This window comes from Streptomyces bambusae, assembly GCF_020532645.1.
Taxonomy (GTDB): domain Bacteria; phylum Actinomycetota; class Actinomycetes; order Streptomycetales; family Streptomycetaceae; genus Streptomyces; species Streptomyces bambusae.
The window spans coordinates 188,413-210,776 of sequence record NZ_JAJAUZ010000005.1; the positions used below are offsets into that span (position 1 = coordinate 188,413).

Below are 22,364 nucleotides of genomic sequence, written 5' to 3' on the forward strand. Positions count from 1 at the left end.
GAAGACCCCAATCCACTTCGTTGCCCGGGGCACAAAGTCCCGGACCTTGGTCCCAACCCTCCCCAACTGGGAACTTAGGGATTACTTGAGCTTTCCGCGTGACTTACGCGACACCCCCCGGCCCCCGCCGACGGCGCCCGTGCCACACTCGGAGCCATGCGCGTGTACCTCGGATCCGACCATGCAGGCTTTGAGCTCAAGAACCACCTCGTGGACTGGCTCAAGAACAACGGCCACGAGCCCGTCGACTGCGGGCCCCACATCTACGACGCCGTCGACGACTACCCGCCGTTCTGCCTCCGTGCCGCGGAGAAGACCGCCGCGGACCAGGACAGCCTCGGCATCGTGATCGGCGGCTCCGGCAACGGCGAGCAGATCGCCGCCAACAAGGTCAAGGGCGTCCGCGCCGTACTGGCCTGGAGCGTCGAGACGGCCAAGCTCGGCCGCGAGCACAACAACGCCAACGTCATCTCCGTCGGCGGCCGCATGCACACCGAGGAAGAGGCCACCGCCTTCATCGAGGCCTTCCTCGCCACCCCGTACTCCGGCGAGGAGCGCCACACCCGCCGCATCGAGATGCTCTCCGCCTACGAGCAGACCGGCGAGCTCCCCCCGATCCCGGCCCACCACCCGCAGCAGGGCTGAGTCACCCCAGCGCGAACCGTGCCACCGGCCCCCGGCCGGTGGCACGGGCGTTCCACCCCCCAGGAGACCCCAGCCGTGCCCGAAGGCCACACGATCCACCGCCTCGCCCAGGACCACGCCGAGCGCTTCACCGGCCGCACCGTCCGCGTCACCAGCCCCCAGGGCCGGTTCGCCGACAGCGCCGCCCTGCTCGACGGCCGGGAACTGGCCGTCGCCGAGGCCCACGGCAAGCACCTCTTCCTCGGCTTCGACGGCCCCGGCGAGGACTGGGTCCACGTCCACCTCGGCCTCTTCGGCAAGTACGGCTTCGGGCCCGCCCCCGCCCCGCCCGCCACGGACACCGTCCGGATGCGGCTCCGCAACGACGACCACTACGCCGACCTGCGCGGTCCCACCACCTGCGCGCTCGTCACCGCAGCCGAGAAGCAGGCGATACACGACCGCCTCGGCCCCGACCCGCTGCGGCCCGCCGACGACCCCGACCGCGCCTGGCAGCGGATCTCCCGCAGCCGCACCACCGTCGCCGCCCTCCTCATGGACCAGAAGGTCGTCGCCGGCATCGGCAACGTCTACCGCGCCGAAGTCCTCTTCCGGCACGGCATCGACCCCTACCGCACCGGCCGCGACCTCGGCCGCACCGAATGGGACGCCCTCTGGACCGACCTCGCCGCCCTCATGCGCGAAGGCGTCCGCAACAACCGCATCGACACCGTCCGCCCCGAGCACATGCCCGAGGCCATGGGCCGCCCGCCCCGCGTCGACGACCACGGCGGCGAGGTCTACGTCTACCGGCGCGCCCAGATGCCCTGCCACATCTGCGGCACCGGGATCCGCACCGCCGACCTCGCCGCCCGCAACCTCTTCTGGTGCCCCACCTGCCAGCAGCGCTGACCTCCTGCGGGATCCGTCAGAAGCCGTGCGGCAGCCAGGGCGCCACGTCACCCGCGAACGCCCGCGACGCGACCGCCAGCGCACCCGGCCGCAGCTCCCGCACCCGGCCGGCCGCCGCCAGCGACAGCAGCGAGTTCCCGCCCAGGTACACCGCCGCCAGGTCCCGCGCCGACAGCGCCAGGTCCGCCGGGTCCCCGGTCCGCACGCAGGACACCCCCGACGCGTCCGCCGACAGCCGCCAGCGCCCGCCGTTCCACGGGCAGAACTCGTCCGCCACGTCCAGCACCACGTCCACCGGCACCCCGTACGAACGCGCCTCCAGCGCCGCCCCCAGCTCCACCAGCCGCACGTGCAGCGCGTCCCGCAGCAGCAGCTGCGACCTCCGCACGTCCGTCACCAGGTGCAGCACCGGATCGTCCGCCGGCCGCCGGTGCGCCCGCACCGTCCACGTCAGGTCGATCCCGCACACGTACCGCCACAGCGCCGCATACGCCGCCGGATCCACCGCGTCCAGCTGCAGCACCTCGACGGACCCCGCCGAGCCCTTCCGTTCCCACTCCGGATTCACCTGGTACCGCGCGTACCCCAGGACCTCGCCGTCCGGGCCCTCCGCCAGCACGCACGCCAGCGGCGCCTTCCCGCCCCGCTCCGACACCGGATCCAGCAGCCCCTGCCGCTCCCACCCCGGCTGCCGCGCCGGCATCCCCGGCCGCCCCGGCACCAGCGCCGCATACACCCGCTCACACGCCGGCAGTGCCTCCAGCGGATCCACCAGCCGCATCCGCACCGCATCCGCACCCGGCGGCACCGACACCCGCACCCGGGTCGTGTCGATCTCCATGGACAGCCCGTACGCGCCGATCCCGTAACCGAACCGCGGATAGATCGCCGGATCCGACGCCGTCAGCACGGCGAGCGGCTCACCACCCGCCCGGACGTCGTCCAACTGGCGGCGCATCATCGACGTCAGCACCCCGCGGCGCCGGTGCGTCGGCGCCACCCCCACCATCGTCACCCCGGCCGCCGGCACCACCGCCCCGCCCGGCACCGCCATCCGGAAGCTGAACGCCGACGCCGACCCCACACAGTCGTCACCGTCCCACACCGCCAGGGACCGATCGATCTCGGTCAGGTCCCGGTAGAGCTCACGGCCCTCGGCGGGCTCAGGTGCCCCGCCGAACGCAAGCTCCAGCTGCCGGAACCAGACGTCCCACTCCTCGGCCCGCAGCACCCGCAATTCATGTCCCATGCGCCATCCCTATCAGCGGCGATCAACCCCCGGCGACCACATTTCCCCGCGTCCGTCACCTCCGGTCAGGGGGTACCCCTGCGCACGCACAGCCTGGATGGATAAGGTCCCGAACGATGGCCGGAGCACGCGTGGAATCGTTCTCGGCCCGGATGCGCAAGGCTGCGCTCCGGGCCCGCACCGCCCTGCGCAAATCCGCCGTCGACTACTTCCGCGGCGACGCCTCCGACTGGCTCGCCCTCACCGGCCTCCTCGCGACCGTCCCCGCCATCGCCGTCGGAACGATCACGATGCCGGTCTGGTTCGCGCCGTCCGCCCTGGTCCTGCCGATCGTCGCCGGCGGCCTGCTGCTGCGCCCCGCCAGCCTGCTCGGGCTCTACGCCGCCGCGGCCGCCGCCCTGATCGTCGAATCCGTCGCCCTCGGCCCCTACAGCGGCGGACCCGCCCGGGTCACCCCCGGCACCGTCCTCGTCGTCGCCGCCTGCGGGTTCTTCGGCCTGATCATCGCCCAGTTCCGCAGCCGGGTCGGCGTGCCCTGGCGGCGCGGCGGCACCATGCTCTTCGACCTGCGCGAACGCATCCGCGTCCAGAGCAAGCTGCCCGCCCTGCCGCGCGGCTGGCACCGGGAAATGGCCCTGCGGCCGGCCGGCGGCCAGTCCTTCTCCGGCGACTTCGTCGTCGCCGCCCGCACCAACGGCGGCCGCACCCTCGAAGTCGTCCTCACCGACGTCTCCGGCAAGGGCATGGACGCCGGCTCCCGCGCCCTGCTGCTCTCCGGCGCCTTCGGCGGCCTCCTCGGCTCCCTCCCGCACCGCGACTTCCTTCCCGCCGCCAACGGCTACCTGCTCCGCCAGGACTGGGACGAAGGCTTCGCCACCTCCGTCCACCTCGTCCTCGACCTGGAGACCGGCGACTACGAACTCCTGTCCGCAGGCCACCTCCCCGCCGTCCAGCTCACCGCCGGCACCGGCCGCTGGCGGGAGGTCGCCGGCGAAGGCCCGCTGCTCGGCGTCTACGACGGCGCCGAATTCCAGCCCGCCACCGGCAACCTGCGCCCCGGCGACGTCCTGATGCTCTTCACCGACGGCCTCGTCGAGACCGCGGACCGGGACATCAGCGAGGGCATCGACCGCCTCACCGGCGAAGCCGACCGCTACGTGGCCTCCGGCTTCGAAGGCGCCGCCTGGCACCTCATCGAGAAGGTCGCCAAGGACGTCAACGACGACCGCGCCCTCCTCCTCATCCGCCGCTCGTCGACCTCCGGCCCCACGGGCGGCCGTCCCGGCCCCGCCGGGTGACCCCGCAGCCGGGGGCACATTCCGGCCCCGCCGGCGTTCGAGGCGCGGGGCCCCGGGGCGGAGCCCCCGAATCCCCGACCGACACCACCCAGGAGGCGCGCCATGCAGATGACCACGGCCGAGGTGGAGGCCACCGCGAGGGCCGCCCACACCGGCCAGACGGACAAGGCGGGCCGCCCGTACGAGGAACACCTCCGCGCCGTGGCGAACGGCGTGAGGACCCGCGGCGGCACGGAGACCCAGATCCAGGCCGCCTGGCTCCACGACGCCGTGGAAGACCACGCCCTCACCGAGGAATGGCTCGCCGCGGCCGCGCTTCCCCAAGCGGTCAAGGACATCGTCCTGGCCGTCACCAAGCGCCCCGGCGAAGAGCCCGCCGCCTACGCGGCCCGCATCCGGGCCACTCCCGGCGCCCTCCTCGTCAAGCAGGCCGACCTCGCCCACAACGCCGACCCGGCCCGCCTCGCCGCCCTCGACCCGGCCACCCGCGACCGCCTCACCGCCAAGTACGCCGCCATGCGCACCCTCCTCGGCCTGACCGAGGACTGAGACGCCCGTACCCAAACCCCCGCCGTCCCCACCCGGTTGGCGAGAAACATCTCCCATCGATTCGTCACGAGACGGATAGCCGGGCCCCGTTGGTGGCACGATGGACCATGTGGGGGCGTGCGGGGAAGCGCGTCCCGGGGCCGAGCAGGCCGATCAGGGGACGACCTAAGGTGTGATCAGTAGTGGCCATTTCGCTGTCCGTGGTGGTTCTTTTGGCCGTCATCATGGTGATCCTGATCCGCGGGAACCACATCAAGCCGGGCCCCGCCATCGTCGCCACCCTCTTCGGCTTCTTCCTGGCGTCCAGCTCCATCGCCCCCGACGTCAACCAGTTCCTGAAGTCCCTGAGCGACACCATTTCCGGCATCGACCTGTAGTCGGCGGCGGCCCGCAGCCGCCCGGAAACGCAGGAGAGCCGGCCCCAGAGGGACCGGCTCTCGCGTCGTGGAGCGGGTGACGGGAATCGAACCCGCGTAGCTAGTTTGGAAGACTAGTGCTCTACCATTGAGCTACACCCGCGCGCAGCACCGCAGGTCACAGGACCGCGGTACGGACAGCATCCTAGCGGGTCCCGGCGCCGGATCGCACACCCCATTCCGAGGCGCGCAACTCCGCGCCCATGGACCTCGCGGGCATGTACCCTACGTGTCGCACCGACGGGGTGTGGCGCAGCTTGGTAGCGCGTCCGCTTTGGGAGCGGAAGGTCGTCGGTTCGAATCCGGCCACCCCGACCAGCTCAGTCCGAGCAGTTCCGGATCATGCGTCTCCTCATGATCGCGTTGTGGGCGGCCGACCGCTTGCGGTTACTATGCAAGCTGCGTGCCCGTGTGTCTGATGTGCCGGGCCCGATCCGCAGACCCGCTGAATCGCAGCGGTCCGCAGAACCCCAGAAGTCAGCCACAAGGAGACCGAACCGTGAAGAGCGCCGTGGAGACCCTGAACCCGACTCGGGTTCGGCTCACTGTCGAGGTGCCCTTCGAGGAGCTCAAGGACAGCCTCGACGCGGCGTACAAGAAGATCAACCAGCAGGTCACGGTCAAGGGCTTCCGCAAGGGCAAGATCCCGAACCGGGTCATCGACCAGCGCTTCGGCCGCGGTGCGGTGCTGGAGGAGGCCGTCAACGACGCCCTCCCGAAGTTCTACACCGAGGCCGTCAACGAGGCCGAGGTCAACCCGCTGGGCCAGCCCGAGGTCGACATCACGGAGCTGAAGGACGGCGAGCTGCTGGCCTTCACCGCCGAGGTCGACATCCGCCCCGCCATCGAGATCCCGGACTACTCCGGCATCGAGGTCGAGGTCGACGCCATCGAGGTCACCGACGAGGACGTCGAGAAGTCGGTCGAGCAGCTGCGCAACCGCTTCGCGTCCACCAACCCGGTCGAGCGCGCCGCCGAAGACGGCGACGTCGTGACCGTGGACCTGGAGGCCAAGGTCGACGGCGAGGTGCTCGAGGACGGCGTCGCTTCCGGCGTCTCCTACACCATCGGCTCGGGCGAGCTCCTCGACGGCATCGACGAGGCCGTCAAGGGCCTGGAGGCCGGTGGCGAGGCCACCTTCACCTCGCAGCTCAAGGGCGGCTCCGCCGAGGGCAAGGACGCCGAGATCACCGTCAAGGTGACCGCCGTCGCCGCCAAGGAGCTCCCGTCCCTGGACGACGAGTTCGCGCAGATGGCGAGCGAGTTCGACACCCTCGACGAGCTGAAGGCCGACAGCCGCAAGCGCCTCGAGAACATGAAGCAGTTCGACCAGGCCACGCAGGCCCAGGAGCGCGTCCTGGAGAAGCTGCTGGAGCTCGTCGAGGTCCCGATCCCCGAGAAGCTCCTCGAGGACGAGATCAACACCCGCAAGCACAACCTGGAGCACCACCAGCTCGGCCAGATGGGCCTCACGCTGGAGAAGTACCTCGAGTTCCAGGGCAAGACGGTCGAGGAGTTCGACGGCGAGACCCGCGAGCAGGCCGTCAAGGGCATCAAGACCCAGTTCGTCCTCGACGAGCTGGTCAACAAGGAGAAGCTGAACGTCAGCCAGGAGGAGCTCACCGAGCACCTCCTGCGCCGCGCGCAGTCCTCCGGCATGTCCCCCGACCAGTTCGCCCAGGCCGTCGTCGAGGGCGGCCAGGTCCCGATGCTGGTCGGCGAGGTCGCCCGCGGCAAGGCCCTCGCGGTCGTCGTCGAGGCCGCCAAGGTCGTCGACACCAAGGGTGAGGTCGTCGACCTCTCCGACGACGAGGACGAGGTCGAGGAGGCCGCCGCGGTCGTCGAGGCCGCCGTGGACGCCGAGGCCGAGGCCAAGTAGGACCCCGCGGCCCAGGCCCCGGGCCAGGCCGTGACGAGGGCCCGGACGCACCGCGTCCGGGCCCTCCGGCGTCCCCTCGCGGACCACTTGAGGGGCCTTGCGCACCTTGCGCTCCCAGCGAACAGTTCGGGAAGCGGGATGGCGTTGTCCGACCTGCGCGTTAGGGTCCATGAATACGAGGGCACTGCCCTCTGAACGAGACGCTGAGACGGCAGGCGCCGTCGGAGACGAGCAGGTGGATACGTGACGAATCTGAAGCCTTACGCCGCGGGTGAGCCGTCCATCGGTGGCGGCCTCGGCGACCATGTCTACAACCGGCTGCTCGGTGAGCGCATCATCTTCCTCGGCCAGCAGGTCGACGACGACATCGCCAACAAGATCACCGCGCAGCTCCTCCTCCTGGCCGCGGACCCGGAGAAGGACATCTACCTGTACATCAACAGCCCCGGCGGCTCCGTCACCGCGGGCATGGCGATCTACGACACCATGCAGTACATCCCGAACGACGTGGTCACCATCGGCATGGGCATGGCCGCCTCCATGGGCCAGTTCCTGCTCACCGGCGGCACCGCGGGCAAGCGCTTCTCCCTGCCGAACACCGACATCCTGATGCACCAGGGTTCGGCCGGCATCGGCGGTACGGCCTCGGACATCAAGATCCAGGCCCAGTACCTGCTGCGCACCAAGCAGCGGATGGCCGAGATCACGGCGCACCACTCCGGCCAGACCGTCGAGGCGATCATCCGCGACGGCGACCGCGACCGCTGGTTCACCGCCGAGGAGGCCAAGGAGTACGGCCTCATCGACGAGATCATCTCTGCCGCGTCCCTCGTGCCGGGCGGCGGCGGCACCGGGGCCTGATCCCAGCCCCGACCCCAGCCCCACAGCCCGCAGAACGCCACAGGATGGTGAACACCCACATGCAGAACAACCTTTCCGCGAGCGGCCTCTACACCGGCGCGCAGGTGGACAACCGCTACGTCGTCCCGCGCTTCGTCGAGCGCACCTCGCAGGGCGTCCGCGAGTACGACCCGTACGCGAAGCTGTTCGAGGAGCGCGTGATCTTCCTCGGCGTGCAGATCGACGACGCCTCCGCCAACGACGTCATGGCGCAGCTGCTGTGCCTGGAGTCGATGGACCCGGACCGCGACATCTCGATCTACATCAACAGCCCCGGCGGCTCCTTCACGGCGCTGACGGCGATCTACGACACGATGCAGTTCGTGAAGCCCGACATCCAGACGGTCTGCATGGGCCAGGCGGCCTCCGCCGCCGCGGTCCTGCTCGCCGCCGGCACCCCCGGCAAGCGCATGGCCCTGCCGAACGCCCGCGTGCTGATCCACCAGCCGTCCGGCGGCACCGGCCGTGAGCAGCTCTCCGACCTGGAGATCGCCGCCAACGAGATCCTGCGCATGCGCGACCAGCTGGAGTCCATGCTGGCCAAGCACTCGTCCACGCCGATCGAGAAGATCCGCGAGGACATCGAGCGCGACAAGATCCTCACGGCCGAGGACGCGCTGGCGTACGGCCTGATCGACCAGATCATCTCCACCCGGAAGATGAACAACGTCTGATCCTTGCGGCCCCTTGACGCGGCCGGATCGCCACCGAAGGCGATGTGAACCGCGTCAAGGGGGCCCCGAGATGGGGGCCCGGCAAGGTACCGTCGGATAGAGGCACCAGGAGCGCTGAACCAAGCGTCTCCCAGGCGAAGGGGAAGCACCTCGTGGCACGCATCGGTGACGGCGGCGATCTGCTCAAGTGCTCGTTCTGCGGAAAGAGCCAGAAGCAGGTGAAGAAGCTCATCGCAGGACCCGGTGTGTACATCTGCGACGAGTGCATCGACCTCTGCAACGAGATCATCGAGGAAGAGCTCGCGGAGACCTCCGAGGTGCGGTGGGAGGAACTCCCCAAGCCCCGCGAGATCTACGAGTTCCTGGAGAGCTACGTCGTCGGCCAGGAGCCGGCGAAGAAGGCGCTCTCCGTGGCGGTCTACAACCACTACAAGCGCGTCCAGGCCGGCGAGAACGGCGGCGCGCAGGGCCGTGACGACGCCATCGAGCTGGCGAAGTCCAACATCCTGCTGCTGGGCCCCACCGGCTCCGGCAAGACGCTGCTGGCCCAGACGCTCGCCCGCATGCTCAACGTCCCGTTCGCCATCGCCGACGCGACGGCGCTGACGGAGGCCGGGTACGTCGGCGAGGACGTCGAGAACATCCTGCTCAAGCTGATCCAGGCGGCCGACTACGACGTCAAGAAGGCCGAGACCGGGATCATCTACATCGACGAGATCGACAAGGTCGCCCGCAAGAGCGAGAACCCGTCGATCACGCGTGACGTCTCCGGCGAGGGCGTCCAGCAGGCGCTGCTGAAGATCCTGGAGGGCACCACCGCATCGGTGCCGCCGCAGGGCGGACGCAAGCACCCGCACCAGGAGTTCATCCAGATCGACACGACGAACGTGCTCTTCATCGTGGGCGGCGCCTTCGCCGGCCTGGAGAAGATCATCGAGTCGCGGGCGGGCGCCAAGGGCATCGGCTTCGGGGCGACGATCCGCTCGAAGCGGGAGATCGAGGCCAGCGACCAGTTCCAGGAGGTCATGCCGGAGGACTTGGTGAAGTTCGGGATGATCCCGGAGTTCATCGGCCGCCTCCCCGTGATCACCTCGGTGCACAACCTGGACCGCGAGGCCCTGCTCCAGATCCTCGTCGAGCCGCGCAACGCGCTGGTCAAGCAGTACCAGCGCCTCTTCGAACTCGACGGCGTCGAGCTGGACTTCGAGCGCGGCGCGCTGGAGGCCATCGCCGACCAGGCCATCCTCCGCCAGACCGGCGCGCGCGGCCTGCGCGCCATCATGGAAGAGGTCCTGATGTCGGTGATGTACGAGGTCCCGTCCCGCAAGGACGTCGCCCGCGTCGTCATCACCGGCGACGTGGTCCGCTCCAACGTCAACCCCACCCTCGTCCCCCGCATCGTCCCCAAGGACCAGGGCCCGCACGAGAAGTCGGCGTAACCCGCCACCCACGCGCGAAGGGGCGCCCCACCGACCGGTGGGGCGCCCCTTCGCGTGCGTCCGCAGGTGTTACTTCTTCACGCGGGCCGTGTTGTAGAGCTTGGCGGCGTAGTCGGAGGTCTGCTCCAGGGAGTAACCCTTGCCCGAGGCCATGACCGCAGCAAGGTCCGCCGCGGAGACGAAGCCCACGGTGCTGTAGTCGCTCCACACGCACACCGGCATGGTCATGCCCTTGGCAAGGGGGTTCGACGTGCTCCCCTTGAACGTAAACTTCACTTCCTGGCACTTCATCAGAGCACCCGAGAACCCGGCGGGGGTCATCGCCTTGGGGGAGCCGAGGAACTCCGCCTCGCCGTCCTTCGTGTCCTCGGCCGCGCTCTTCCGGGCCATGGCGAAGTACGCGTCGATCAGCTTGGCAGGGTCTTCGACCTCGCCGTAGTAGCCCTTGAAGCTCAGGGACTTGGCGGCCATGGGGTTGGCTGCGTCGCCGGACTTGTACTCCGCGCCGACCTCGACGGGGTCCTTCATGCCCGCCGCGGCCATCTCCTTCTTGTCCTTGTCGGAGATCTCGCCGTTCTTGTCCTTGTCCTTCTTGAACTCCGCGACCGCTGCCGGCGGGACCAGCTTGTAGCCCTTGGTGGCGTCCGAGACGTCGCCGTTGCCGCTCTTGTTCATCAGGAAGAAGGCGCCGCCGCCGACGATCGCGAGGCCGACCACGGCCGCGACGACGATGAGGCCCTTCTTCTTCTTGGCCGGGGGCTGCATCGGCGGGACCGGGCCGCCGTACGGGGGCGTCGGGGGCTGCTGGCCGTACGGGTTCGGCTGGGGCGGCATGCCGGGCTGCTGCGGGTAGCCGTAGCCCTGCGGGGGGACGCCCTGCGGGGCCTGCTGCGGGTATCCGTACCCGGGCTGCGGGGCCGGCTGGCCGTACGGGTTCGGCTGGGGCTGGCCGCCGTACGGGTTCGGCTGCGGCGGCTGTCCGCCGTACGGTCCGGGCTGCTGCGGCTGGCCACCGTACGGTCCGGGCTGGTTGTAGCTCATTACTACCTCGTCCCCCTGTGCAGGATCCTTTATGTGTCGCAGACATCCTGGCGGAAGCCGAGCGGCCACATCCCCCCGGGGCACCCGATTACCGGTTTCATGGCGGGACTGTGACGGCTCTAAACTGTGCCCGTGACCGAGAACTCGCAGACACCCAGCAGCCCCAACTCCGAACTGCCGACCACCTACGCGCCGGCCGAGGTAGAGGGGAAGCTCTACGAGCGCTGGGTGGAGCGCGGTTACTTCGAGGCCGACGCGAAGAGCGACAAGCCCGCGTACACCATCGTCATTCCGCCGCCGAACGTCACGGGCAGCCTGCACCTGGGCCACGCCTTCGAGCACACCCTGATCGACGCCCTCACCCGCCGCAAGCGCATGCAGGGCTTCGAGACGCTGTGGCAGCCCGGCATGGACCACGCCGGCATCGCCACCCAGAACGTCGTCGAGCGCGAGCTCGCCAAGGAGGGCAAGTCCCGCCACGACCTGGGCCGCGAGGCGTTCGTCGAGCGCGTCTGGCAGTGGAAGGGCGAGTCCGGCGGCCAGATCTCCGGCCAGATGCGCCGCCTCGGCGACGGCGTCGACTGGTCCCGCGAGCGCTTCACCATGGACGAGGGCCTGTCCGAGGCCGTCCAGACCATCTTCAAGCGGCTCTACGACGACGAGCTGATCTACCGCGCCGAGCGCATCATCAACTGGTGCCCGCGCTGCCTGACCGCGATCTCCGACATCGAGGTCGAGTACCAGGACGACGACGGCGAGCTGGTCTCCATCCGCTACGGCGAGGGCGAGGACTCCCTCGTTGTCGCCACCACCCGCGCGGAGACGATGCTCGGCGACACCGCCGTCGCCGTCCACCCGGACGACGAGCGGTACAAGCACCTCGTCGGCCGCCAGATCAAGCTGCCGCTGACCGACCGCAGCATCCCGGTCGTCGCCGACACCCACGTCGACCCCGAGTTCGGCACCGGCGCCGTCAAGGTGACCCCGGCGCACGACCCGAACGACTTCGAGATCGGCCAGCGCCACGGCCTGCCGAACCTCGCCGTCATGGACGAGCGCGCCATCATCACCGCGCCCGGCCCCTTCCAGGGCCTGGACCGCCTGGAGGCCCGCTCCGCCATCGTCGGCGCGCTGCGCGCCGAGGGCCGGATCGTCGCCGAGAAGCGCCCGTACACGCACTCCGTCGGCCACTGCTCGCGCTGCAAGACCACCATCGAGCCGCGCCTGTCGATGCAGTGGTGGGTCAAGGTCGGCCCGCTCGCGAAGGCCGCCGGCGACGCGGTCCGCGACGGCAAGGTCAAGATCCACCCGCAGGAGATGGAGAAGCGGTACTTCGACTGGGTCGACAACCTCCACGACTGGTGCATCTCGCGCCAGCTGTGGTGGGGCCACCGCATCCCGGTCTGGTACGGCCCGAACGGCGAGGTCGTCTGCGTCGGACCCGACGAGCAGCCGCCGACGGGCGAGGGCTGGCACCAGGACACCGACGTCCTCGACACCTGGTTCTCCTCCGGCCTGTGGCCGTTCTCCACGCTCGGCTGGCCGCAGCAGACCGAGAGCCTCGCGAAGTTCTACCCGAACTCCGTCCTGGTCACCGGCTACGACATCCTCTTCTTCTGGGTCGCCCGGATGATGATGTTCGGCCTGTACGCGATGGACGGCGTCCCGCCGTTCCACACCATCGCCCTGCACGGCATGGTGCGCGACCAGTTCGGCAAGAAGATGTCGAAGTCCTTCGGCAACGCGGTCAACCCGCTGGACTGGATGGACACGTACGGCTCCGACGCGGTCCGCTTCACGCTGGCCCGCGGCGCCAACCCTGGCGTCGACGTCCCGATCGGCGAGGACTGGGTCCAGGCCTCCCGGAACTTCGCCAACAAGATCTGGAACGCCACCCGCTTCGCGCTGATGAACGGCGCCACCATCGAGGGCGAGCTGCCGGCCCCCGAGCAGATGACGGCCACCGACCGGTGGATCCTGTCGCAGCTCAACAAGACCGTGGCCGAGGTCGACGCCTTCTACGACGACTACCAGTTCTCGAAGCTGTCGGACTCGCTGTACCACTTCGCGTGGGACGAGGTCTTCAGCTGGTACGTCGAGCTGTCGAAGACCACGTTCTTCGCGGGCGGCGAGCAGGCGCAGGTCTCCGGCCGGGTCCTCGGCGAGGTCCTCGACGTCATGCTGCGGCTGCTGCACCCGGTCGTCCCGTTCGTCACCGAGACCCTGTGGACCACGCTGACCGGCCGCGAGTCCCTCGTGATCGCCGACTGGCCCGCCGACAGCGGCTTCCGCGACGAGGCCGCCGAGGCCGAGATCGAGCTGGTCAAGGCCGTCGTCACCGAGGTCCGCCGGTTCCGCAAGGAGCAGGGCCTGCAGGACGGCCAGAAGGTCCCGGCCCGCCTGGACCTGACCGGTACTCCGCTGGCCGCGCACGAGGCCGCGATCCGGCAGCTGCTGCGCCTCCAGCCGGAGGGCGAGGCCTTCAGCGCCACCGCCACCCTGCCGGTCGCCGGTGCCACCGTGGCCCTCGACCTCTCCGGCACCATCGACGTCGAGGCCGAGCGCAAGCGGCTCGCCAAGGACCTCGCCGCCGCCGAGAAGGAGAAGCAGCAGGCCGAGGGCAAGCTCGGGAACGAGGCCTTCCTCGCCAAGGCCCCCGACAACGTCGTGGACAAGATCAAGGGCCGGCTGGCCAAGGCCGAGGCGGACATCGCCCGGATCCAGAACCAGCTGGACGCGCTGCCCGCCGCCTAGGCACCCGGCGCACGCGAAGGCCCCCCGCTCTTCCGGAGCGGGGGGCCTCCTGCGTTCCCGGGACCCGGGGGATCGTGAACCGGTCCGGTTCAGGCGAACCGTCCCGCCGTCAGCCCCGCCATCACCGCGTACAGCAGCAGCGGCACCAGCCAGTGCGGCGCCTCGGCCAGCGTGCGCGGCAGCCGCACCACATGCCGGGTCACGTACCAGAACAGCGGGACCACCACCGCCCACACCAGCACGCACCACGGGCACAGCGCACCGATGACGTACAGGCACTGCGTGAAGAGCCACAGGACGAAGCCGAACGCGGCCGTCACCCCCGCCTGCACCAGCAGCCACAGCCACCGGGCGAACTCCGCACCGGCCAGCAGCGCCAGCCCCAGCCCCGCCAGCACGCCGAAGCCGGCCAGGCCGAGCAGCACGTTCGGCACGCCCAGCACGCTGCTCTGCCAGGTGCTCATGACGTCGCCGCAGCTGAGCACCGCGTTCACGTTGCACCCCGGCGTGAACCGCGGATCCTCCAGCATCCGGATCCGGTCGTACGCCAGCACGCCCGAGGCCAGCGCCCCGAGCAGACCGGAGACGAGCAGCAGCAGCGGCAGTCCCCGGCGGGACCGCCGGGGGAGGGGCGCAATGATCATTCTTACGACGCTACGCAGCGCAGCGCGGCGGCGGCAGGGCGGAAGGTCGCCCGCCGAATGGGTCGAATGTCCCGATCTGAGGTGCCATAAATCACTTCTTTCGGGCGCCGGGCGGGCCGGATCCACAGGGCGGACCTTGGATGATGGAAGGCATGCACGTCACGCCTCCCGCCCCGGTGCGCCGACGGACCGCGGCCGCGGTCCGGGCGTTCGCGGCGGCCCGGCTGCGCTCCCCGCGGGCGCTGGACGTGCTCACCGCCCTCGGCTGCTTCGGCCTGATGATGCTCGACCTGCCGGGCCTGGCCGCTGCCGACAACTCCCTCAACGGCGCGACCGCCACCCTGGTCCTGGCCGCCGGCGCGGCCACCATGCTGGTGCGCCGCCGGGCGCCTTGGGCCGGCTACCTCGCCGCCCTCGTGTTCGTCGGCTGGCTCCACGAGCTGACGCTGATCCAGTTCGCCCTGTACTCCCTGGGCCGCTACCGCGGACGCAACGCCGGCGCCCTCGGCACCGCCGCCTACATCGGCTACGCCTACCTGCTGTTCAACCTGCCCGGCTGGCCCGTCGAGCGGGCCCAGACCCTCAGCGGCTTCCTCAGTCTCGTCGTGCCCATCGGGGTGCTCGCCGCCGCCGTCGGCATCGCCGCCTACCGGCAGGACCTGGTCCGCGAACTGGACCAGCAGCGGGCCGAGTCGGCCGTCTTCCGGGCGGTGCAGCAGGAACGCACCGCGGTGGCGCGCGACGTCCACGACTTCGTGGGCCGCGAACTGACCCTCCTGACGGTCCGTTCCGAGGTCCTCGCCCTGCGCTCGCGCGGCACGGCCCACGAGAAGGACTTCGACGAGCTGTCCGAGACCGCCCGCCGCGCCCACCTCGTCCTCAACGACATCATCGTGCAGCGCGGCGAGCGGGCCGTCACCCCCGGAGTGGACGGCCTGCCGGCGCTCGCCGAGGAGAGCGGCCGGGCCGGCTCCCCGGTCCGGCTGACCGTCGACGAGGCCAGCCACGCGGTCTCCCCGCTGCGGCAGGCCGCCGTCTACCGCGTGGTCCAGGAATGCCTCACCAACGCGGCCAAGCACGCCCGCGGTGCCACCGTCGACGTCACCGTCACGGCCGACGGCCCGCAGCTGCGGATCACGGTCCGCAACGCGCTGCCCGCCCGCACCCCGCTGCGCGCCCCCGTATCCGCCGGCTCCGGCACGGCCAGCATGTCCGAGCGGGTCGAAAGCCTCGGCGGCACCCTCACCACCCACCGCAACGACGGCACGTACGAGGTCGTGGCCACCCTGCCGCGCGGCTGACCGCGGCTGACCGCGGCTGACTGCGGGGGAGCCGCGGCTCAGGCCCGGGCCGGCGCCAGCAGACCGCCCAGCGCGTCCAGGTCCTCCACGCACCGGCCCGACCCCAGCGCCACGCAGTCCAGCGGATCGTCCGCCACGAACACCGGGATCCCCGTCGCCGAGGCCATCCGCAGGTCCAGTCCCGGCAGCAGCGCTCCGCCGCCCGTCAGCACGATCCCGTGCTCCATCACATCGCCCGACAGCTCCGGCGGGCACTCCTCCAGAGTGCTGCGCACCGCCGCGATGACCGCCTCCACCGGCTCGTCGAGGGCGCTGCGCACGGCGGCCGCCGACAGCTCCAGGGTCCGCGGCATCCCGCCGACCCGCTCCCGGCCGCGCACCGTGAACGTACGGGTCTCCAGCTCGGGCCGGTCCGGCACCGGCCAGGCCGAGCCGATGGCCACCTTCACGTCCTCGGCCGTCCGCTCGCCGATCAGCAGCCCGTGCTCCTGGCGCACGTATGCGGAGATCGCCGCGTCCAGCCGGTCGCCGCCCACCCGCAGCGACTGCGAGGTGACGATCCCGCCCAGCGAGATCACGGCCACCTCGGTGGTCCCGCCGCCGATGTCGACCACCATCGAGCCGCGCGCCTCCGACACCGGCAGCCCGGCCCCGATCGCCGCCGCCATCGGCTCCTCGATCAGGTGGACGGCCCTGGCCCCGGCCCGCGTGGAGGCGTGCACGATCGCCCGCCGCTCCACCGGAGTCACCCCGGAGGGCACGCACACCACCATGCGGGTACGGGAGCGGCGGCCCGGCACCGCCTTGCGGACGAAGTGCCGGATCATCTCCTCGGCCGCCTCGTAGTCGCAGATCACCCCGTCCTTCAGGGGGCGGATCGCGGTGATCGAGCCGGGGGTCCGGCCGATGGTCTCCTTGGCCTCGGTGCCGACGGCCAGGGCTGTGCTGGTGCCCGCCCGGACGGCCACCACCGACGGCTCGTTCAGCACGATCCCGTGCCCCCGGGCGTAGACCAGGGTGTTCGCGGTCCCCAGGTCGATCCCTATGTCGCGGCTGGATGCTGTCTTGTTGCTGCTGACCTGCGGCATTTGTTCCCCTATCCTCTGCCGCAAGGCTTGCATAACGATCAGGCCGCACCTTTCGCCGAAGGTCCCGAAACGGCCGGGTCGAAAGTCCCGGCGCCCCCCGTCCGTAGACTGGCCCTGTGAGTGAGCAGCAGCCCGAGAGTGCCGACCGGTTCGACGAATTCGATGAGATCGTCGCCGAGGAGACCGACCGCGACCCCGACCTGGCGGTGATCGAGGCCGGCAGCCGCACCCTGCGCGCCCAGGCCGGCCCGCCGCAGGGCGACCCGGTCCCGACCCGCCCCGAGGACCCGGAGGTGGACCGGGCGCTGCGCGAGGTGGAGCAGGAGCTCGCCGGCCGCTGGGGCGAGACCAAGCTGGACCCGTCGGTGTCGCGCATCGCCGCCCTGATGGACGTGCTGGGCGAACCGCAGCGCGCGTACCCGTCCATCCACGTCACCGGCACCAACGGCAAGACCAGCACCGCCCGCATGATCGAGGCCCTGCTGAACGCCTTCGAGCTGCGCACCGGCCGCTACACCAGCCCGCACGTGCAGTCCGTCACCGAGCGCATCAGCCTGGACGGGGCGCCGATCACCGCCGAGCGGTTCATCGAGACGTACCAGGACATCAAGCCGTACATCGAGCTGGTCGACGCGAAGGAGGACTTCCGGCTGTCCTTCTTCGAGGTGCTCACCGCAATGGCCTACGCGGCCTTCGCGGACGCCCCGGTGGACGCGGCCGTCGTCGAGGTCGGCATGGGCGGCACCTGGGACGCGACGAACGTCATCGACGGCTCGGTCGCGGTCGTCACCCCCATCAGCCTGGACCACACCGACCGGCTCGGCGGGACGCCCGGCGAGATCGCCCAGGAGAAGGGCGGGGTCATCAAGCAGGGCGCCACGGTCATCCTGGCGCAGCAGCCGGTCGACGCCGCCCAGGTGCTGCTGAAGAAGGCCGTCGAGGTCGACGCCACCGTGGCCCGCGCGGGCATGGAGTTCGGCGTGGTCGGCCGCGAGATCGCCGTCGGCGGCCAGCAGCTGACGCTGCGCGGCCTGGGCGGCGAGTACGAGGACGTCTTCCTGCCGCTGTACGGCGAGCACATGGCGCACAACGCGGCCGTGGCGCTGGCCGCGGTCGAGGCGTTCTTCGGGATCGGCGCGGAGCACGCGCGGCCGCTGGACGTGGACACCGTCCGCAAGGCGTTCGCCTCCGTCACCTCCCCGGGCCGGATGGAGGTCGTGCGCCGCAGCCCCACCGTGGTGCTGGACGCCGCCCACAATCCGGCGGGTGCGCAGGTCACCGCGGCCGCGATCACCGAGGCGTTCGGCTTCAGCCGGCTCATCGGCGTGGTCGGCGCGAGTGACGGCAAGGACGTCCGGGGCGTCTTCGAAGCCTTCGAACCGATTTTCGCCGAGGTCGTGGTGACGGCGAACACCAGTCACCGGGCGATGAGCGCGGACGAGCTGGCCGCCATCGCGGTCGAGGTCTTCGGTCCCGACCGGGTGCAGGTCGAGCCGCGCCTCGACGACGCCCTGGAGGCGGCGATCACCCTGGCCGAGGAAGAGGCCGAGTACGGAGGAGCCGGCGTCCTGGTGACCGGCTCCGTGATCACGGTGGGCGAGGCGCGCCTGCTGCTGAAGAGGAGCTGAGTCATGCGCACGCTGTGTGCGAGCACCCTGATCGGCGAGTTCTTCGTCATCGGGTTCGCGGGTCTGGTCGCCATGAAGGGCGATCTGTCCCAGGCGGTGGTCTGGTCGGTGTGCGGCGTCGGCATGTTGCTGTCCGTGCTGCTGTGCGGGATGCTCTCCCGCCCCGGCGCGGTGCAGATCGGCTGGGCCCTGCAGATCGGCCTGGTCCTCAGCGGCTTCGTGGTCCCCACCATGTTCTTCCTGGGCCTCGTCTTCATGGCCCTCTGGTGGTGCTCGGTCCACTACGGCCGCAAGGTCGACGAGGCGAAGGCCCGCTGGGCCGCGCAGGCCGAGGCCGCCCCCGCGCCTGACGCTGCGTGACGGTGCGGCGGGCACGCACTGTAGCCTCGTAGGACCGCACCCGTATGCCGCAAGGAGTTGTCACCATGACCCAGCGCACGCTCGTCATCCTCAAGCCGGACGCGGTCCGGCGCGGGCTGGTCGGCGAGATCGTCGGCCGTATCGAGCGCAAGGCCGGCTGGACCATCCCGGCGATGGAGCTGCGGACGCTCGACCAGGAGACCCTGGAACAGCACTACGGCGAGCACAAGGGCAAGGTCTTCTACGAGCCCCTGATGGGCTTCATGGCCTCCGGCCCCGTCGTCGTCCTCGTGGTCGAGGGCGAGCGGGCCATCGAGGGCGTGCGCGCGCTGGCCGGCCCGACCGACCCGATCGCCGCGGCGCCGGGCTCCATCCGGGGTGACTTCGGCACCATCACCCGGGAGAACCTGATCCACGCCTCGGACTCCGAGGAGTCCGCCGAGCGCGAGCTGAAGCTGTTCTTCCCCGGCCTGGTCTGACCCCTCCCGGGACCCCCGGCACCGACCTCGTGTCAGCCGAATAGCGCTCTCCACCTGGGGCGACCGAAGTAATTTCGGTCGCCCTTCGGTATTCCCCGGCAGGGCCGGGAACGCATGGCCCGGACACGACGTCACCATAACGGGGGCGGGTATCCGTTCCGGCGGGAAAGCCGGAGTCCCGTCGCGCGATGTGAGCACATGCGGCACTACGATGGGGCCTCCACCCACACACCCACCTCGCCGACTCCTGACAGCAGCAGCTTTCAACCGGGAAGGCCAGACGCTCCTCATGGGGAACAAGGGGAACTCAATGTCGTTCATCGGCCGTGACATGGCTGTCGACCTCGGGACCGCCAACACGCTGGTGTACGTGAGGGGCCGGGGGATCGTCCTGAACGAGCCTTCCGTCGTCGCCATCAACACGAACACCGGCGGCATTCTCGCGGTCGGCTCCGAGGCGAAGAAGATGATCGGCCGGACGCCCGGCAACATCGTCGCCGTACGTCCGCTCAAGGACGGCGTGATCGCCGACTTCGAGATCACCGAGCGCATGCTCCGGTACTTCATCCTCAAGATCCACAAGCGCCGCTACCTGGCCCGCCCGCGCGTCGTGGTCTGCGTCCCCTCCGGCATCACCGGGGTCGAGCGCCGCGCCGTCATCGAGGCCTCCACCCAGGCCGGCGCCCGCCAGGTGCACATCATCGAGGAGCCCATGGCGGCCGCCATCGGATCCGGCCTGCCGGTCCACGAGGCCACCGGCAACATGGTGGTGGACATCGGCGGCGGCACCACCGAGGTCGCCGTCATCTCCCTCGGCGGAATCGTCACGGCGCAGTCCATCCGGGTGGCCGGCGACGAGCTCGACAACGCGATCATCCAGCACATCAAGAAGGAGTACTCGCTCCTCCTCGGCGAGCGCACCGCCGAGCAGATCAAGATCACCATCGGTTCGGCGTACGACCTCGACAAGGACGAGCACACCGAGATCCGCGGCCGCGACCTGGTCTCCGGCCTGCCCAAGACCGTGGTCATCTCCGCCGCCGAGGTCCGCAAGGCCATCGAGGAGCCGGTCAACGCGATCGTCGACGCGGTCAAGACCACCCTCGACAAGTGCCCGCCCGAGCTGTCCGGCGACATCATGGACCGCGGCATCGTCCTCACCGGCGGCGGCGCCCTGCTGCGCGGCCTCGACGAGCGGCTGCGCCGCGAGACCGGCATGCCGATCCACATCGCCGAGGACCCGCTCGACTCCGTCGCGCTCGGATCCGGCAAGTGCGTCGAGGAGTTCGAGGCCCTCCAGCAGGTCCTGGACGCCCAGCCCCGCCGTTGACACACCCCCGCAAGGGGACTATGCGGAACACACAGATCCGCCGTACGGGTGCTACCGCGCCCGTGCGGCGGATCGTTGATATACAGACACAAAGATTCCGATGAGGAAGGCACGGCCGCCGCACGTGAGGGACACACGAGAGAGCCGGCTGCTCCTGGTACTGCTGGTCGCCATCGCGTTCGCGCTGATCACGGTGGACATCCGGGCGGGCGAGGAGTCACCGGTCGACGGTGCCCGGCAGGCCGCCGCCGCGGTCTTCGGACCGGTCGAGAAGGGCGTCGCCGACGCGGTCGACCCGGTCGCCAACGCCATAGGAGCCGTACGGGACTCCGGCGAACGCCACAACCGGATCGCCGTGCTCGAACGCGAGAACGCCGCGCTGAAGGCCAAGCTCGGCAGCGACGACCGCAACCGTGCCCGGCTCGGCGAGCTCGACGCCATGCTCAAGAAGGCCGGCGCCGGCCAGTACGGCATCAAGGGCGCCGAAGTCATCGCCATAGGAGCGGCCCAGGGCTTCTCCTGGACCGTGACCATCGACGCCGGCAGCAAGGACGGCATCCAGCGGGACATGACGGTCCTCAACGGCGACGGCCTCGTCGGCCGCGTCACCACCGTCGGCCCCGACACCGCCACCGTCCTGCTCGCCAACGACCCCGACTTCACCGTGGGAACCCGCCTGGAGAAGTCCGGCGAACTCGGCTTCGCCACCGGACAGGGCGACCGCGCCCTCTCCGTCCAGATGCTCAACGGCCGGGCCAAGATCGCCCCCGGCGACCGGCTCGTCACCTTCGGCTCGCGCGGCAACAAGCCCTTCGTGCCCGGCGTCCCGATCGGCGAGGTCGTCCGCCTGGAACCCGCCCGCGGCGACCTCACCCGCACCGTCTGGCTCCGCCCGTACGTCGGCTTCTCCCGCCTCGACATCGTCGGCGTCGTCGTGATGCCGCCGCGCACCGACCCGCGGGACGCCGTACTGCCGCCCCGCCCCGAGAAGCCCAAGCCCGTCCCGACGGTCACCGTGACGGTCACGCCCTCGCCGAGCGGCGCACCCGCCGGCGACGCCGCCGCGGACGCCGGACAGCCGGCCGACGACTAGGAGACCGCCATGCGCTTCAACCGGATCCTGCTCGCGTCGTCGTTGGTCGTGGTCGCCCTCGTCGTCCAGGTCACCATCCTGGGCAGGCTCCAGCTGCCCGGCGCCGTCCCGGACCTCGTGCTGCTCACCGTCATCGCCCTCGCGCTCGTCTACGGCCACACCAGCGGCGCCGTCATCGGCTTCGGCGCCGGACTCCTCTCCGACCTCGCGCCCCCCGCCGACCACGCCGCCGGCCGCTACGCGCTGGTGCTGTGCCTCATCGGCTACGTCGCCGGCCTCGTCCGCCCCGACAACGGCCGCTTCCGGTCCGCCTGGGGCCCGCTGCTGACCGTCGTCGCCGCGGCCCTCGGCTCCACCCTGCTCTACGCGGGCGTCGGCGCCCTGGTCGGCGACACCGCCGCCCGCCATGTCGGCCTGACCGGACTGCTGTTCACCGCGGCCTTCTACGACCTGCTGCTCGCGCCGTTCACCGTGCCGTTCATCATGGCGCTGGCCCGCCGCGCCGAGAACGATCCGATGGCCGTCGAGGCCAACGGCGGCCCGCCGCAGGGCACCGACGTGTCCTCCGGCTGGCTCTCCGGCGGCACCGGCCTGCGCATCGGCAGCCAGCGCGGCGGCCTGCGGCTGCGCACGGCCCGCAGCCGGGCCGGACGGGCCGGCCGGATAAAGGGCGTCAAGGGCGTGAAGAGCGTCAAGAAGCTGTGAC

The 22,364-nt window shown here is 70.7% G+C and carries 21 protein-coding genes and 2 tRNA genes; 18 read left to right on the forward strand and 5 right to left on the reverse strand.

The window, feature by feature from the left end; all coding sequences use genetic code 11:
- The first annotated feature begins 156 nt into the window (after positions 1–156).
- Together LG634_RS05820 and LG634_RS05825 are read left to right on the forward strand one after the other, a co-directional pair.
- Positions 157–645, forward strand: coding sequence for a ribose-5-phosphate isomerase (locus tag LG634_RS05820; protein ID WP_226732528.1), 489 nt, complete (start codon positions 157–159; stop codon positions 643–645).
- Positions 646–720: 75 nt separating this feature from the next.
- Positions 721–1,536, forward strand: a complete 816-nt coding sequence (locus LG634_RS05825) for an Fpg/Nei family DNA glycosylase (RefSeq protein ID WP_226732529.1) — start codon at positions 721–723, stop codon at positions 1,534–1,536.
- Between the two features lie 16 nt (positions 1,537–1,552).
- Here the strand turns inward: LG634_RS05825 and LG634_RS05830 are convergent, their stop codons facing one another.
- Entirely contained in the window at positions 1,553–2,785 is a 1,233-nt protein-coding gene (locus LG634_RS05830; RefSeq protein ID WP_226732530.1) for a GNAT family N-acetyltransferase, read from the reverse strand.
- Positions 2,786–2,901: 116 nt separating this feature from the next.
- Between LG634_RS05830 and LG634_RS05835 the strand changes: the two genes are divergently transcribed.
- The 3 genes from LG634_RS05835 to LG634_RS05845 all read left to right on the forward strand — a co-directional run bounded on the left by LG634_RS05835 (position 2,902) and on the right by LG634_RS05845 (position 5,009).
- A complete protein-coding gene (locus LG634_RS05835) occupies positions 2,902–4,083 on the forward strand; it encodes a PP2C family protein-serine/threonine phosphatase (protein WP_226732531.1) in 1,182 nt (393 codons plus the stop codon).
- Between the two features lie 108 nt (positions 4,084–4,191).
- A complete protein-coding gene (locus tag LG634_RS05840) occupies positions 4,192–4,632 on the forward strand; it encodes an HD domain-containing protein (RefSeq protein WP_226732562.1) in 441 nt (146 codons plus the stop codon).
- A gap of 182 nt (positions 4,633–4,814) precedes the next feature.
- The gene (locus LG634_RS05845) at positions 4,815–5,009 is read left to right on the forward strand and encodes a hypothetical protein (protein ID WP_226732532.1); all 195 of its coding nucleotides are present in this window, start codon (positions 4,815–4,817) and stop codon (positions 5,007–5,009) included.
- 68 nt (positions 5,010–5,077) lie between these two features.
- On the opposite strand, the gene LG634_RS05850 is transcribed toward LG634_RS05845, so the two are convergent.
- Positions 5,078–5,151 (reverse strand) — tRNA-Gly (locus tag LG634_RS05850).
- A 138-nt stretch (positions 5,152–5,289) separates the two neighbouring features.
- Here LG634_RS05850 and LG634_RS05855 point away from each other — a divergent pair.
- The 5 genes from LG634_RS05855 (at position 5,290) to clpX (ending at position 9,940) form a co-directional block, all read left to right on the forward strand.
- A tRNA-Pro gene (locus LG634_RS05855) sits at positions 5,290–5,366 on the forward strand.
- A 181-nt stretch (positions 5,367–5,547) separates the two neighbouring features.
- Positions 5,548–6,927 carry a trigger factor gene (tig, locus tag LG634_RS05860; protein ID WP_226732533.1) on the forward strand — a complete coding sequence of 460 codons (1,380 nt, stop codon included), beginning with the start codon at positions 5,548–5,550 and terminating at the stop codon, positions 6,925–6,927.
- 243 nt (positions 6,928–7,170) lie between these two features.
- The gene (locus LG634_RS05865) at positions 7,171–7,788 is read left to right on the forward strand and encodes an ATP-dependent Clp protease proteolytic subunit (RefSeq protein ID WP_226732534.1); all 618 of its coding nucleotides are present in this window, start codon (positions 7,171–7,173) and stop codon (positions 7,786–7,788) included.
- 44 nt (positions 7,789–7,832) lie between these two features.
- Entirely contained in the window at positions 7,833–8,501 is a 669-nt protein-coding gene (locus LG634_RS05870) for an ATP-dependent Clp protease proteolytic subunit (RefSeq protein WP_308072306.1), read from the forward strand.
- A 152-nt stretch (positions 8,502–8,653) separates the two neighbouring features.
- Positions 8,654–9,940: an ATP-dependent Clp protease ATP-binding subunit ClpX gene (clpX, locus tag LG634_RS05875; protein ID WP_226732536.1), complete on the forward strand. Its 1,287-nt coding sequence runs from the start codon at positions 8,654–8,656 to the stop codon at positions 9,938–9,940.
- 69 nt (positions 9,941–10,009) lie between these two features.
- Here clpX and LG634_RS05880 read toward each other — a convergent pair whose 3' ends face one another.
- Positions 10,010–10,981 (reverse strand): hypothetical protein, encoded by a 972-nt coding sequence (locus LG634_RS05880; protein WP_226732537.1) that lies wholly within the window; start codon positions 10,979–10,981, stop codon positions 10,010–10,012.
- A 132-nt stretch (positions 10,982–11,113) separates the two neighbouring features.
- Here LG634_RS05880 and LG634_RS05885 point away from each other — a divergent pair, with 132 nt between their 5' ends.
- Entirely contained in the window at positions 11,114–13,735 is a 2,622-nt protein-coding gene (locus LG634_RS05885) for a valine--tRNA ligase (RefSeq protein WP_226732538.1), read from the forward strand.
- 89 nt (positions 13,736–13,824) lie between these two features.
- Here LG634_RS05885 and LG634_RS05890 read toward each other — a convergent pair whose 3' ends face one another.
- Positions 13,825–14,379: a vitamin K epoxide reductase family protein gene (locus LG634_RS05890; protein WP_226732539.1), complete on the reverse strand. Its 555-nt coding sequence runs from the start codon at positions 14,377–14,379 to the stop codon at positions 13,825–13,827.
- A 152-nt stretch (positions 14,380–14,531) separates the two neighbouring features.
- Between LG634_RS05890 and LG634_RS05895 the strand changes: the two genes are divergently transcribed.
- Entirely contained in the window at positions 14,532–15,680 is a 1,149-nt protein-coding gene (locus LG634_RS05895; protein ID WP_226732540.1) for a sensor histidine kinase, read from the forward strand.
- Between the two features lie 38 nt (positions 15,681–15,718).
- Here LG634_RS05895 and LG634_RS05900 read toward each other — a convergent pair whose 3' ends face one another.
- The gene (locus LG634_RS05900) at positions 15,719–16,768 is read right to left on the reverse strand and encodes a rod shape-determining protein (RefSeq protein WP_226732541.1); all 1,050 of its coding nucleotides are present in this window, start codon (positions 16,766–16,768) and stop codon (positions 15,719–15,721) included.
- Positions 16,769–16,884: 116 nt separating this feature from the next.
- Between LG634_RS05900 and folC the strand changes: the two genes are divergently transcribed.
- The 6 genes from folC (at position 16,885) to mreD (ending at position 22,363) form a co-directional block, all read left to right on the forward strand.
- Complete coding sequence (gene folC, locus LG634_RS05905; RefSeq protein WP_226732542.1) at positions 16,885–18,396, forward strand: bifunctional tetrahydrofolate synthase/dihydrofolate synthase; 1,512 nt, start codon at positions 16,885–16,887, stop codon at positions 18,394–18,396.
- Positions 18,397–18,399: 3 nt separating this feature from the next.
- On the forward strand, positions 18,400–18,756 hold the full coding sequence (locus tag LG634_RS05910) for a DUF4233 domain-containing protein (RefSeq protein WP_226732543.1): 357 nt from the start codon (positions 18,400–18,402) through the stop codon (positions 18,754–18,756).
- 65 nt (positions 18,757–18,821) lie between these two features.
- Entirely contained in the window at positions 18,822–19,235 is a 414-nt protein-coding gene (ndk, locus tag LG634_RS05915) for a nucleoside-diphosphate kinase (protein ID WP_226732544.1), read from the forward strand.
- Between the two features lie 310 nt (positions 19,236–19,545).
- Positions 19,546–20,565 carry a rod shape-determining protein gene (locus tag LG634_RS05920; protein WP_125647420.1) on the forward strand — a complete coding sequence of 340 codons (1,020 nt, stop codon included), beginning with the start codon at positions 19,546–19,548 and terminating at the stop codon, positions 20,563–20,565.
- Positions 20,566–20,689: 124 nt separating this feature from the next.
- Positions 20,690–21,658 (forward strand): rod shape-determining protein MreC, encoded by a 969-nt coding sequence (mreC, locus tag LG634_RS05925; protein WP_226732545.1) that lies wholly within the window; start codon positions 20,690–20,692, stop codon positions 21,656–21,658.
- A 9-nt stretch (positions 21,659–21,667) separates the two neighbouring features.
- Complete coding sequence (mreD, locus tag LG634_RS05930) at positions 21,668–22,363, forward strand: rod shape-determining protein MreD (protein ID WP_226732546.1); 696 nt, start codon at positions 21,668–21,670, stop codon at positions 22,361–22,363.
- The last annotated feature ends 1 nt before the right edge of the window (position 22,364 follow it).